The organism is Pseudomonas sp. Z3-6, assembly GCF_051131985.1.
Taxonomy (GTDB): domain Bacteria; phylum Pseudomonadota; class Gammaproteobacteria; order Pseudomonadales; family Pseudomonadaceae; genus Aquipseudomonas; species Aquipseudomonas zanjanensis.
Genome location: NZ_CP071644.1, coordinates 1,597,777 through 1,610,689, shown reverse-complemented (window position 1 = coordinate 1,610,689; position 12,913 = coordinate 1,597,777). Strand labels below are relative to the sequence as shown.

At 62.0% G+C, this 12,913-nt stretch carries 11 protein-coding genes; 8 read left to right on the top strand and 3 right to left on the bottom strand.

The window, feature by feature from the left end; genetic code table 11:
* Positions 1–6: 6 nt before the first annotated feature.
* The 8 genes from J3P88_RS07320 to J3P88_RS07285 all read left to right on the top strand — a co-directional run bounded on the left by J3P88_RS07320 (position 7) and on the right by J3P88_RS07285 (position 11,033).
* Positions 7–684, top strand: coding sequence for a response regulator transcription factor (locus J3P88_RS07320; protein ID WP_186706296.1), 678 nt, complete (start codon positions 7–9; stop codon positions 682–684).
* Between the two features lie 313 nt (positions 685–997).
* Positions 998–1,435: a Spy/CpxP family protein refolding chaperone gene (locus tag J3P88_RS07315; protein ID WP_434574550.1), complete on the top strand. Its 438-nt coding sequence runs from the start codon at positions 998–1,000 to the stop codon at positions 1,433–1,435.
* 66 nt (positions 1,436–1,501) lie between these two features.
* Complete coding sequence (locus tag J3P88_RS07310) at positions 1,502–2,842, top strand: sensor histidine kinase (protein WP_186706298.1); 1,341 nt, start codon at positions 1,502–1,504, stop codon at positions 2,840–2,842.
* Between the two features lie 226 nt (positions 2,843–3,068).
* Complete coding sequence (locus J3P88_RS07305) at positions 3,069–4,496, top strand: di-heme oxidoredictase family protein (protein WP_434574549.1); 1,428 nt, start codon at positions 3,069–3,071, stop codon at positions 4,494–4,496.
* Between the two features lie 28 nt (positions 4,497–4,524).
* Positions 4,525–5,589: an imelysin family protein gene (locus J3P88_RS07300; RefSeq protein ID WP_250963916.1), complete on the top strand. Its 1,065-nt coding sequence runs from the start codon at positions 4,525–4,527 to the stop codon at positions 5,587–5,589.
* A 2-nt stretch (positions 5,590–5,591) separates the two neighbouring features.
* On the top strand, positions 5,592–6,689 hold the full coding sequence (locus J3P88_RS07295) for a DUF1513 domain-containing protein (RefSeq protein ID WP_434574548.1): 1,098 nt from the start codon (positions 5,592–5,594) through the stop codon (positions 6,687–6,689).
* Positions 6,690–6,844: 155 nt separating this feature from the next.
* Entirely contained in the window at positions 6,845–7,993 is a 1,149-nt protein-coding gene (locus J3P88_RS07290; protein ID WP_434574547.1) for an efflux RND transporter periplasmic adaptor subunit, read from the top strand.
* A gap of 13 nt (positions 7,994–8,006) precedes the next feature.
* Entirely contained in the window at positions 8,007–11,033 is a 3,027-nt protein-coding gene (locus J3P88_RS07285; protein ID WP_434574546.1) for a multidrug efflux RND transporter permease subunit, read from the top strand.
* Positions 11,034–11,287: 254 nt separating this feature from the next.
* Here the strand turns inward: J3P88_RS07285 and J3P88_RS07280 are convergent, their stop codons facing one another.
* From J3P88_RS07280 to J3P88_RS07270, 3 genes are read right to left on the bottom strand one after another with little or no spacing between them, the layout of a single operon-like run.
* Entirely contained in the window at positions 11,288–11,515 is a 228-nt protein-coding gene (locus J3P88_RS07280; RefSeq protein ID WP_186706304.1) for a hypothetical protein, read from the bottom strand.
* Positions 11,512–12,225, bottom strand: a complete 714-nt coding sequence (locus J3P88_RS07275; RefSeq protein WP_434574545.1) for a lipopolysaccharide kinase InaA family protein — start codon at positions 12,223–12,225, stop codon at positions 11,512–11,514. The genes J3P88_RS07280 and J3P88_RS07275 overlap by 4 nt, the downstream gene beginning before the upstream one ends.
* 4 nt (positions 12,226–12,229) lie before the next feature.
* On the bottom strand, positions 12,230–12,898 hold the full coding sequence (locus J3P88_RS07270; RefSeq protein ID WP_434574544.1) for a class I SAM-dependent methyltransferase: 669 nt from the start codon (positions 12,896–12,898) through the stop codon (positions 12,230–12,232).
* Positions 12,899–12,913 lie beyond the last annotated feature (15 nt).

Genomic DNA, 12,913 nt, shown 5'->3' with positions numbered 1-12,913 from the left:
TGAGTCATGAGCGAGCTGTTACTGATAGATGATGACCAGGAGCTGTGTGAGCTCCTCGTAAGCTGGCTGAGCCAGGAAGGGTTTCAGGTCCGCGCCTGTCACGATGGCCAGAGTGCCCGCAAGGCCTTGGCCGAAACCGCCCCGGCTGCCGTGGTCCTGGACGTGATGCTGCCCGATGGCAGTGGCCTGGAACTGCTCAAGCAATTGCGCAACGATCACGCGGAGCTGCCGGTGCTGATGCTGTCGGCCCGGGGTGAACCGCTGGACCGTATCCTGGGCCTGGAACTGGGGGCCGACGACTATCTGGCCAAGCCCTGCGACCCACGGGAACTGACCGCCCGCCTGCGCGCCGTGCTGCGCCGCAGCCATCCGACGGCCGTGTCCAGCCAGATCGAACTGGGTGACCTGACCTTCAGCCCGGTGCGTGGCGTGGTCAGCATCGACGAACAGGAACAGACCCTCACCGTGTCCGAAAGCCGCCTGCTCGAAGCGCTGCTCAAGCAGCCGGGCGAGCCGCTGGACAAGCAGGAACTGGCGCAGATCGCCCTGGGCCGCAAGCTGACCCTGTACGACCGCAGCCTCGACATGCACGTGAGCAACCTGCGCAAGAAAATCGGCCCCCACCCCGACGGCCGCCCGCGCATCGTGGCGCTGCGTAGCCGGGGTTACTACTACAGCCTCTAGAGGCTTTGGCTGTTATTACAAGCCCCTAGAGACTTTTGTGGCGAGGGAGCTTGCTCCCGCTGGGCTACGAAGTAGCCCCAAGATTCTGCGGTTGCTGCGCAACCGAGCGGGAGCAAGCTCCCTCGCCACAAAAGCCCCCTCACCACAGCAAGTACCCCCCATCACAGGTCTTTGTGTCCGGCCCTGCAGATTTGTCAGGTTCGCACCAAACCGTCTTTACCCAAGCTTTACCCACCCCTGACCGCCGCTGACCTTGATCTCCGTAATCTGCACACATCCGGAACTGACCGGGAACGAGACAAGGAGACACACCATGCGCAAGACCCTTATCGCTCTGATGTTCGCCGCCGCCCTGCCGACCGTGGCCATGGCCATGCCCGAAAGCCCTGGCCCGATGGGGCCGATGGACGGCCCGCGTCACGGCGGCCAGATGCACGACAAAGGCCCGTACAGCCAACTGGACCTGAGCCGCGAGCAACGCCAGCAGATTCGCCAGATCATGGGCGAACAGCGCCACGAACAACGGGAACTGGTCGACAAGTACCTGGCCAAGCTGTCCCCAGCCGACCAGAAAGCCATGCAGGACGAAATGCAAGCCCGGCACCAGAAGGTCGACGCCCAGATTCGTGGATTGTTGAAGCCTGAGCAGCAAAAAGAATTCGACGCGATCCAGAAGAAACAGGCCGAGCGTCGCGCCGAGTGGGCCGAATTCAAGGCCTGGAAAGCGCAACAGCCGCAAAAAGCGCAATAATGCACTGAAGCTCTCCAGCCCAACGGTCAATCACCGTTGGGCTTTCTTTGTTTTCGAGGATTTATCGTGCGTTCATTGTTCTGGCGCATCCTGGCCAGTTTCTGGCTGGCCATCACTCTGGTTGCAGGACTTTCGATCCTGATGGGCCACATGCTGAACCAGGACGCCTGGATCCTCAGCCGCCACCCGGGACTCAATACCCTGCCCGAAGAGTGGACGCAGACCTACGAAACCCAAGGCGAGGACGCCGCCCAGGAAATTCTGAAACAGCGCAAGCGCCAGTATCACATTGACGTCCAGGTGTTCAACGAAAGCGGCGACCCGGTGGTGCGTGGCACTTTTCCCCATCGCGCCGCCGCCTTCGAGGCTCGGCAGAACAACGACGACCGCCGCCTGCCCTGGCGCCGGCTCACCGACGAGTTCACCAGCGCCAAAAGCGGCGACACCTACCTATTCATCTACCGCATCCCCCATCCCGAACTGGACGCCTGGCACCGCGGCAGTCTGCTCTGGCCCCTCAGTGCCCTGGGGATCGCGTTGGTGGTGCTAACCTTGTTCAGCCTGTTGGTGACGCTCTCCATCACTCGTCCGCTGAGTCGACTGCGCGGTGCGGTGCATGACCTGGGTCAAGCCACCTACCAGCAGAACAGCCTCGCCAAACTGGCCAACCGGCGGGATGAGTTCGGCGTACTGGCCACCGACTTCAACCGCATGGGCGCGCGTTTGCAAAGCCTGATCGCCAGCCAGCGGCAACTGCTACGGGACGTGTCCCACGAACTGCGCTCGCCCCTGGCCCGGCTGCGCATTGCCCTGGCATTGGCGGAACGGGCCAGCCCCGAGGAGCGTGAAAAGCTCTGGCCGCGCCTGACCCGTGAATGCGATCGCCTGGAGGCGTTGATCAGCGAAATCCTGGTCCTGGCCCGGGTCGATGCCGACAACGCCAGCGCCGAAGAAGTCGACCTCAACGCACTGCTGGTCACCCTGCAAAAAGATGCGCAACTGGCTTCACCGGAGCAAACCGTACAGCTTGAAGCCGAGGCGGACCTGACCCTCAAGGGTTGGCCGACCATGATCGAGCGAGCAGTGGACAACCTGCTGCGCAACGCCCAGCGCTTCAATCCGGCCGGGCAATCGATCGAGATGCACGCGCGGCGCCAAGGCGAACGGATCCTGGTCAGCGTGCGTGACCACGGGCCCGGGGTTGAGGCCGAACACCTCGGGCAATTGGCCGAGCCGTTCTACCGCGCCCCCGGCCAGACCGCCGCCGGCCATGGCCTGGGCCTGGCCATCGCACGCCGTGCCGCCGAACGCCATGGCGGTGCGCTGGTGCTGGGCAATCATCCCGAGGGTGGTTTCATTGCGACACTGGAGCTGCCGTTGGTGCCGGGAGCTGTCGTCCAGCCGTAACACCGAAAATGCATCCAACACTATCCCGTGGCGAGGGAGCTTGCTCCCGCTCGGCTGCGCAGCAATCGCAAAATCTTGGGGCTACTTCGTAGCCCAGCGGGAGCAAGCTCCCTCGCCACAGTGAATCAAGCGCGGTCCTATCAACCAAACGATAATTCCTCTTATTCAAACTGCCCCGCCCTGTTAGACTTTGCGCCCTCGTTTTCACTCATCCCCGGGACGCCCGATGCCGTCGTTGCCTCTTCGTTTATGTGCACTGTTCATGGCCCTGGGCCTGAGTGCCTGCGATGATGCCCCGCGTTTTACCCAGGCCGAACCGGGTGAAGCCCGTTCCGGTGGCGCCGCGACAGTCCGCAAGAGTGACCAGAACGCCTTTTCCCTGCCCTCGGCCAACCTGCCACCCTCGCGGCGCGTGGATTTCAGTGTCGGCAACAGTTTCTTCCGCAGCCCCTGGGTGATCGCCCCCTCGACCACCACCGCCCGGGACGGCCTCGGGCCCTTGTTCAATACCAACGCCTGCCAGAACTGTCACGTCAAGGACGGTCGCGGCCATCCGCCGGCGCCGGATGCGACCAGCGCGGTGTCGATGCTGGTGCGCCTGTCGATTCCCGACGCACCGGCCTACGCCAAGGTCATCGAGCAACTGGGCGTAGTGCCCGAGCCGGTCTATGGTGGGCAGTTGCAGGACATGTCGGTGCCCGGCGTCGCCCCCGAAGGCAAGGTACGGGTCGATTACACCCCGGTCCCGGTGCGCTTCAAGGACGGCACCGTCGTCGAATTACGCAAGCCAATCCTGCAGATCACCCAGTTGGGGTATGGCCCGATGCACCCCTACACGCTTTTTTCGGCCCGCGTGGCACCGCCGATGATCGGCCTGGGCCTGCTGGAAGCCATCCCCGACGAGGCGCTGCTGGCGAACGCCGAAGCCCAGGCGCGGGAGAACGACGGCATCGCCGGTCGGCCCAACCAGGTCTGGGACGATGAGCAGCAGAAAACCGTGCTGGGACGTTTCGGCTGGAAAGCCGGACAGCCCAACCTCAACCAACAGAACGTCCATGCGTTTTCCGGCGACATGGGCCTGACGACCAGCCTGCGGCCGCTCGACGACTGCACCGAGACCCAAGTCGACTGCAAGCGTGCGCCCAGCGGCAATGGGCCGGACGGCGAACCGGAAGTCAGCGACAACATCCTGCGCCTGGTGCTGTTCTACAGCCGCAACCTCGCGGTGCCGGCCCGTCGCGACGTGAATTCGTCCCAAGTGCTGGCAGGCAAGAATCTATTTTTCCAGGTCGGTTGCCAGTCCTGCCACACACCGAAATACACCACCGCCGCCAACGCCGCCGAGCCGGAACTGGCGAACCAGGTCATCCGCCCCTACAGCGACTTGCTGCTGCACGACATGGGCGAAGGCCTGGCCGACAACCGCAGCGAATTCAAGGCCAGCGGCCGCGACTGGCGAACCCCGCCGCTGTGGGGCATCGGCTTGACCGAAGCCGTCAACGGCCACACCCAGTTCCTGCATGACGGCCGTGCCCGCAACCTGCTCGAAGCCGTGCTGTGGCATGGCGGCGAAGCACAAGCGGCGCAGCGACAGGTTTTAGCGTTCAATGCCGAGCAGCGCGCTGCGTTGCTGGCCTTTCTGAATTCCCTTTAAATGCCTTTTCCAGAAATGGGAGCCTGACATGTTCCGTCCCAAATTGTTGTTCACCAGCCTCGCCGCCCTCGCCCTCGGCGCCTGCTCGCCCCAGGATCCGCAAGCCGTCACTTCGGCCGCCATCGCCAAGCAAGTGATCCTGCCGACCTACAGCCGCTGGGTCGAGGCCGACCGGCAACTGGCGACCAGCGCCCTGGCGTTCTGCCAAGGTAAAGAAAACCTGGAGACCGCCCGCGCCGACTTCCTCAAGGCGCAAAAAGCCTGGGCCGAATTGCAACCGCTGCTGATCGGGCCGCTGGCCGAGGGCAACCGCGCCTGGCAGGTGCAGTTCTGGCCGGACAAGAAAAACCTGGTGGGTCGTCAGGTCGAGCAATTGGTCAACAGCCAGCCACAGATCGACGCCGCAGGCCTGGCCAAGTCCAGCGTGGTCGTACAAGGGCTGTCGGCCTACGAATACCTGCTGTTCGACGCGAAAATCGACATGGCCGACAGCGCACAGAAAGCCAAGTACTGCCCGCTGCTCATCGCCATCGGCGAACGCCAGAAACAGCTGGCCGAAGAGATCCTGTCGGGCTGGAACAGCAACGACGGCATGCTCGCCCAGATGAGCAAGTTTCCCAACCAGCGCTACGCCGATTCCCACGAGGCCATCGCCGACCTGCTCCGTGTGCAGGTCACTGCCCTGGATACTTTGAAGAAAAAACTCGGCACGCCGATGGGCCGCCAGAGCAAAGGCGTACCTCAGCCATTCCAGGCCGATGCCTGGCGCAGCCAGTCGTCGTTGCAAGGGTTGGAAGCCAGCCTGGGCGCGGCCAGGACCGTCTGGGTCGGCGTGGACAACAAGGGCCTGCGCGGCCTGCTGCCGAGCGACCAGAAGCCATTGGCGGACAAGATCGACGCCGCCTACGATGCCTCGTTGAAACTGTTCGCCAGCAGCCAGCGCTCGCTGACCGAAATGCTCGGCGACGATGCCGGGCGCCAGCAACTCAACGATTTGTACGACAGCCTCAACGTTGTCCATCGCCTGCACGAAGGCGAACTGGCCAAGGCGCTGGGCATTCAACTGGGCTTCAATGCCAACGACGGTGACTGATCATGTTTCGACGTCAGGTCCTGGCACTGGGCAGCTTGCTGCTCGGCGCCGTCACCCTGGGCGGCTGGACGCTGTTCAAGCAAAAGGACAAGCAGCCACTCTTGCTTTCGGCACGGGACGATGGCGACGGCAAGCACTATGCCGTCGGCTATCGGCTGGACGGCACGCGGGTGTTTGCCACCCAGGTCGGCCAGCGCTGCCATGACATCATCAACCATCCGACGCAGCCGATTGCGCTGTTCGTCGCCCGTCGCCCGGGCACCGAAAGCTACCTGATCGACCTGCGCGACGGGACGCTGCTGCAAACCATCGCCTCGTTGCCGAACCGGCACTTCTACGGCCACGCGGTCATCCATAAAAGCGGCGAATGGCTGTATGCCACCGAGAACGACACCACCGATCCGGGACGCGGCCTGTTGGGCGTGTACCGTTTCGAAGGCGAGCGGCTGGTGCACAGCGGCGAAATCTCTACCCATGGCATCGGTCCTCACCAGGTGTCGTGGATGCCCGATGGCGAGACGCTGGTGGTCGCCAACGGCGGCATTCGCACCGAGGCCGAAAGCCGGGTCGAAATGAACCTCGACGCCATGGAGCCGAGTCTGGTGCTGATGCAACGCGATGGCACCCTGCTGAGCAAGGAAACCCTCGCCCAATCGATGAACAGCGTGCGCCACCTGGGCATCGCCAGCGACGGCACCATCGTCTCCGGCCAGCAGTTCATGGGCGCAGCCCACGAACCGTCGGAACTGGTGGCGATCAAACGGCCAGGACAACCGTTCCAGGCATTCCCCGTGCCCGCAGAGCAATTGCAGGCCATGGGGCACTACACCGCCAGCGTTGCCGTACACAGCGACTTGCGCCTGGTGGCCCTGACCGCCCCCCGCGGCAACCGCTTTTTCATCTGGGACCTGGACAGCGGCGAAGTGCGCCTGGACGCGCCCCTGCCGGACTGCGCTGGCGTGGGCGCGGTGGCCGACGGTTTTGTCGTGACGTCGGGCCAAGGCCGTTGTCGCTATTACGATTGTCGGCAGACACAACTGGTTGCAAAACCACTGGATCTGCCGGCAGGGCTCTGGGACAACCATTTGCATCTGGTCTGACGCAGGGGAGCGAAGCCGATCGGCGCCGAGCGCCCCTGCTTTTCGGAAAAACCCCACGCACTACCGTCCCGCCAGCATCTGGAATAGCCCGCACACTCAGAGTAATGTGCCCGCCTATCCGTATTTTCTCTCGGCTCTTTCCAAGGAAGTGGAACATGCTGCGACGCCGCATGCTGATCATGTTGGGTGTTGTGCTGCTGGTGGTGCTGTTGCTCGCCGGCTACAAGGCCTTCTCCGTTTACCAGCAGATCCAGACGTTTTCTGCCCCCAAACCACCGGTCAGCGTCGCCGTGGCCACAGCGGCCCAGCAACCCTGGCAGGCCCGCCTACCCACCGTTGGCAGTCTCAAGGCGCTGCAAGGCGTGGACCTGAGCCTGGAAATCGCCGGGACCGTGCAGAAGGTGCAATTCCAGTCTGGACAGAAGATCAAGGCCGGCCAGCCGCTCCTGCAACTGGACAGCGAAGTCGAAAACGCCCTGCTGGAAACCGCCGAGGCCGATCTTGGCCTGTCGCAACTGGATTTTGGTCGTGGCCGACAACTGGTGGGCAGCCAGGCGATCTCCAAGGGCGAATTCGACCGGCTCTCGGCGCAACTGAAGAAAAACCAGGCCACGGTCAACCAGCTCAAGGCTTCGCTGGCCAAGAAACACATCCTGGCGCCGTTCAGCGGCACCATCGGCATTCGCCAGGTGGATGTCGGCGACTACCTGGCCAGTGGCACGGTGATCGCCACCCTGCAGGACCTCAGCAGCCTGTACGTGGACTTCTACGTCCCTGAGCAAAGCGTGCCCCGGCTCGCCGTGGCACAGCCGGTCAATGTCAGCGTCTCGGCCTACCCCGGGCAGACCTTCGTCGGCACCATCAGCGCGATCAACCCCAAGGTCGAGGACAGCACCCGCAACGTTCTGGTGCGCGCCACCCTGGCCAACCCCGACGGCAAACTGCTGCCCGGCATGTTCGCCAACCTGCAGGTGATCCTGCCGGACGTCGCCGCCGGGATCGTCGTCCCGGAAAGCGCCGTGACCTACACCCTCTACGGCAATTCCATGTACGTGGTGACGCAAAAGAAAGCCGCCGACGGCACTGTCGAGAAAGACGACAAGGGCCAGCCGGTCCTGATCGCCGAACGGCGTTTCGTTGCAACCGGTGAGCGACGCGACGGGCAGGTACTGGTGTCCAAAGGCGTGCAGAGCGGCGAACAAGTCGTGATCGCCGGCCAACTCAAGCTCGATAACGGTACGCCGATCGCCATCAGCGACGACAAGACCCTGACCGAACAGAACAGCCCGCCGCGCGCGGACTGATCAAGGAACCCCCATGGCTTTTACCGATCCGTTCATCCGCCGCCCGGTGCTTGCCACCGTGGTCAGCCTGTTGATCGTGCTGCTGGGCTTCCAGGCCTGGAGCAAGCTGCCCCTGCGTCAGTATCCACAAATGGAAAACGCCCTGATCACGGTAACCACCGCCTACCCCGGGGCCAACGCCGAGACCATCCAGGGCTACATCACCCAACCGATGCAACAGAGCCTGGCCAGTGCCGAGGGCATCGACTACATGACCTCGGTCAGTCGCCAGAATTTCTCGGTGATCTCGGTCTATGCCCGCATCGGCTCCAACAGCGACCGGCTCTTTACCGAACTGCTGGCCAAGGCCAACGAGGTCAAGAACCAACTGCCCCAGGACGCCGAGGACCCGGTCCTCAGCCGCGAGGCCGCCGATGCCTCGGCACTGATGTACATCAGCTTCTTCAGCAAGGAACTGAACAACCCGCAGATCACCGACTACCTGTCCCGGGTGATCCAGCCCAAGCTGGCGACACTGCCCGGCATGGCCGAGGCAGAGATCCTCGGCAACCAGGTCTTCGCGATGCGCCTGTGGCTGGACCCGATCAAGCTCGCAGGCTTCGGCCTGACGGCCGCCGACGTGACCAATGCCGTGCGCCAGCACAACTTCCTCTCCGCCGCCGGTGAAGTGAAAGGCGAATACGTCGTCACCAGCATCAACGCCAACACCGAACTCAAGTCCGCCGAGGACTTCGCCGCGATCCCGCTCAAGACCGAGGGCGACAGCCGTGTATTGTTGCGGGACGTCGCCCGCGTGGAAATGGGCGCAGAGAACTACGACAGCATCAGTTCCTTTGGCGGCACGCCCTCGGTGTACATCGGGATCAAGGCCACGCCGGGTGCGAACCCGCTGGATGTGATCAAGGAAGTGCGCAAGATCATGCCGGAGATGGAGGCCCAGCTCCCGACCAATCTCAAGGCCGAGATCGCCTACGACGCCACCCTGTTCATCCAGGCGTCCATCGACGAGGTGGTGAAAACCCTGTTCGAGGCAGTGCTGATCGTCATCGTCGTGGTGTTCCTGTTCCTCGGCGCCTTGCGCTCGGTGGTCATCCCGGTGGTGACCATCCCCTTGTCGATGATCGGCGTGATGTTCTTCATGCAGTTGATGGGCTATTCGATGAACCTCCTGACGCTGCTGGCCATGGTGCTCGCCATCGGCCTGGTGGTGGACGATGCCATCGTGGTGGTGGAAAACATCCACCGGCACATCGAGGAAGGCAAGACCCCGTTCGACGCTGCGATAGAAGGTGCCCGGGAAATCGCCATGCCGGTGGTCTCGATGACCATCACCCTGGCGGCGGTGTATGCACCGATAGGCCTGCTCGAGGGCCTGACGGGCGCCTTGTTCAAGGAGTTCGCCTTGACCCTGGCCGGGGCGGTGGTGATCTCCGGGATCGTCGCCCTGACCCTGTCGCCGATGATGTGCGCCCTGCTCCTGCGCCACGACGAGAATCCCTCGGGCCTGGCCCATCGGCTGGATAGGCTTTTCGAACGCTTGAAGAGCCGTTACCAGCGCATGCTCCATGGCACGCTCAACACCCGGCCGGTGGTGCTGGTGTTCGCGGCGATCGTGCTGCTGCTGATCCCGGTGCTGGTCATGTTCAGCAAGTCCGAACTGGCCCCCGACGAGGACCAGGGCATCATCTTCATGATGGCCAACGCCCCGCAGCCCACCAACCTCGACTACCTGAACACGTATACCGATCACTTCATCACCATTTTCAAGGAGTTCCCGGAGTACTACTCCTCGTTCCAGATCAATGGTTATGACGGTGTGCAGTCGGGCATCGGCGGCTTCCTGCTCAAGCCTTGGAACGAACGCAGCCGCACCCAGATGGAAATCCTGCCAGAGGTCCAGGCCAGGCTGGAAAGCGTGCCTGGCCTGCAGATCTTCGGTTTCAACCTGCCCTCGCTGCCGGGCACTGGCGAAGGCTTGCCGTTCGCGTTCGTCATCAACTCCCCGAAAGACTATGCAACGTTGCTGGAGGTTGCCGACCGGGTCAAAAAGCGTGCATTGGAATCCGGCAAGTTCGCTTTCATGGACATTGACCTGGCGTTCGACAAGCCAGAAGTCGTGGTGGATATCGATCGCGCCAAGGCCGCCCAGATGGGTGTATCCATGGAGGACTTGGGCGGCACCTTGGCGACACTGCTGGGCGAATCCGAGATCAACCGCTTCACCCTCGAGGGCCGCAGCTACAAAGTCATTGCCCAAGTCGAACGGCCGTTCCGGGACAACCCGGACTGGTTGAACAGCTATTACGTGAAAAATGCCCAGGGTGAATCGCTACCGCTGTCGACCCTGATCAAAGTCAGCGACCGGGCGCGACCGCGACAGCTGAACCAGTTCCAGCAGCTCAATGCGGTGACGATTTCAGGCTTCCCCATCGTGAGCATGGGCGAGGCCATCGAGACCATCCGTCAGATCGCCCGGGAAGAAGCGCCGGTGGGGTTCGCCTTCGATTACGCAGGAGCTTCGCGCCAATTCGTACAGGAAGGCAGCGCGTTGTGGGTAACCTTTGCCCTGGCCCTGGCGATTATTTTCCTGGTGCTGGCCGCGCAGTTCGAAAGCTTCCGCGACCCACTGGTGATCCTGGTGACTGTACCGTTGTCCATTTGCGGTGCCCTGATTCCGCTGTTCCTCGGTTGGTCGAGCATGAACATCTACACCCAGGTGGGCCTGGTGACGCTGATCGGGCTGATCAGCAAGCACGGGATCCTGATCGTCGAGTTCGCCAACCAACTGCGCAGGGAACAACATCTGACGCCGCGAGAAGCAATAGAACAAGCCGCGTCGATCCGCCTGCGGCCGGTGTTAATGACGACTGCGGCGATGGTGTTCGGCATGGTACCGCTCATTTTCGCCACAGGCGCCGGGGCAGTCAGCCGCTTCGACATCGGCATGGTGATCGCCACCGGCATGTCGATTGGGACCCTGTTCACGCTGTTCGTCTTGCCTTGCATCTACACGCTGCTGGCCAAGCCGGACAAGGCCTGAGGACTGTTCAAGCAAACTCACGCGGATACGGGATGTTTTTGTGGCGAGGGAGCTTGCTCCCGCTCGGCTGCGAAGCAGTCGTCATTGAATGACCGCTGCCAGACCCTGAACCGATGGGGACCGCTTCGCGGTCCAGCGGGAGCAAGCTCCCTCGCCACGGGTTGTGTATTTGGCTGAAGGTTTGTGGTGGCATTGGAAAAACCAAAAAATAAAGGCCTCACACAAGGGAGGCCTTTATCTTGGTTTCGGGACTTTCAACTTTGCGGCCTCATCCCTTGGGACAGGCTGAACATGAACAGCAGCAGGTCATTGTCCGGTTGGATCGCCTCGCTGGCCTTTGCCACCCGTGGCAAAGGACAATGTGTACCAGCATTCGAAACGCTGAGGACCTGCGAGCGTGGCTGTTCCCATACCGCCACCGCCATCGATGCAACTCCCAAGGCTCCTACTAAAAACAAACCTCTAGCAATTTCGAGTTTCATTGCCATAAACCTTTGATAGCGCTGCCAAACGCCGCCTCATAAAAATAGACGACTTTTTTCCAGTCAGCCTCGCTGAACGACGAATGGCGCCGCAGTTGCCTCAGGTCATGGAAGGCCGCCTGCCGGGCAGTCAGGCGCTGGCGAGATTTTTCCAGATCCAGCAGGGCGACTTCAGCCTTCGCCGCTTCGCCCTCGCCTGTCACACGTACAAAGACATGCTTGATGTAGAGGCAGCCATGTTGCCAGCGGCCCTTGTGCATGCGGGCCAGGTTCTCAGCCAGGCCCTGGAGGATCTGGTCATGCACCGCTTCGCCATGGCGCTCACGTCCGCCTCCGGCGTACCAGTGCTTGATCTGCTCGAAACCTTCCAAGGCATGGGTCACCAGCAGCGCCCGCCACTTGCAGGCCGGGTCGCGCTGGGCGCCGCAAAAAATCAGCTCGGGCACACGGACATCCAGGCGGCTCAAGGCCAGCAACGCGTCTTGCTCTCGCAGCACGGTCGGACGACCGAGCGGGTACAACCAACTGCGATAAATATGTCCGGTTTGACGCTTGGCATACAACAACTCACCATTGTTGCTGATCCGCTGCACGCCGCTTTCACCACCACGCCGCACATTGGGTTCTTCCACCCAGTCGCCTTGCTGATTCCAGAAGTGTTCAAAGCTGCTGCGGGAAATGCCAGGTGTCTCTACGGCCTGCACAACCATGCTGTTACCCCTTGCGTAATACATAGACTCGCCACATGGCATAAAGCGGTAGGAAATCCAGCCGTTCTTGAATGCGAAACCCAGCCTGCCGAAACTCCTTCTCTGCTGTATCCGTCGGTAACACAAATCGATTCTGGTAGTCTTTCTGCCCACGGGTGCGTTCCAGGCGCTTGCGTTTCCAGGCCTTGAAATTGCCATCGACCCACAATGAAACGATCACGCTGTCACGGCTGACACGCTCGAATTCCTTCAGGATTGCCACTCGATGCGCGGGTTCACCGATGTGGTGCAGCAGGCGCATGCAAAAAATGCTATCGACGGCGTTATCAGGCAAGGCAATGTCGAACGCAGAAGTGTGCAAAGGCCGTACCCGTTTTACGACGTCGCTCGGTTGAGCTTCCAATGCGGTATTGATCATGGCCTCGGAATTGTCCGCGCCGATGATCACCCGGTTCGGTTTTTCGGCCAATAGGGGCCAGAAACGCCCGGCACCGCACGGCAAGTCCAGGACCAGGCCGGGGTCACCGACGAGTGCCAATGCGCGCCGGGCCAATTGCTGGTCTCGCTGATTGGAAAGACGACGACTCAAACCAGTGCGATGTTTATGAAAATATTCCCTGGCGTGCTGCTCGTTGTATTTTTCGGAAAAAGCCAACTTGACGGGCTTGGACATTGGCGGGGCCTCGAT

Coding starts and splice junctions, on each gene's coding strand:
- J3P88_RS07320 (WP_186706296.1), top strand. CDS start 7: ATGAGCGAGCTGTTACTGATAGATGATGACCAGGAGCTGTGTGAGCTC.
- J3P88_RS07315 (WP_434574550.1), top strand. CDS start 998: ATGCGCAAGACCCTTATCGCTCTGATGTTCGCCGCCGCCCTGCCGACC.
- J3P88_RS07305 (WP_434574549.1), top strand. CDS start 3,069: ATGCCGTCGTTGCCTCTTCGTTTATGTGCACTGTTCATGGCCCTGGGC.
- J3P88_RS07300 (WP_250963916.1), top strand. CDS start 4,525: ATGTTCCGTCCCAAATTGTTGTTCACCAGCCTCGCCGCCCTCGCCCTC.
- J3P88_RS07295 (WP_434574548.1), top strand. CDS start 5,592: ATGTTTCGACGTCAGGTCCTGGCACTGGGCAGCTTGCTGCTCGGCGCC.
- J3P88_RS07290 (WP_434574547.1), top strand. CDS start 6,845: ATGCTGCGACGCCGCATGCTGATCATGTTGGGTGTTGTGCTGCTGGTG.
- J3P88_RS07285 (WP_434574546.1), top strand. CDS start 8,007: ATGGCTTTTACCGATCCGTTCATCCGCCGCCCGGTGCTTGCCACCGTG.
- J3P88_RS07280 (WP_186706304.1), bottom strand. CDS start 11,515: ATGAAACTCGAAATTGCTAGAGGTTTGTTTTTAGTAGGAGCCTTGGGA.
- J3P88_RS07275 (WP_434574545.1), bottom strand. CDS start 12,225: ATGGTTGTGCAGGCCGTAGAGACACCTGGCATTTCCCGCAGCAGCTTT.
- J3P88_RS07270 (WP_434574544.1), bottom strand. CDS start 12,898: ATGTCCAAGCCCGTCAAGTTGGCTTTTTCCGAAAAATACAACGAGCAG.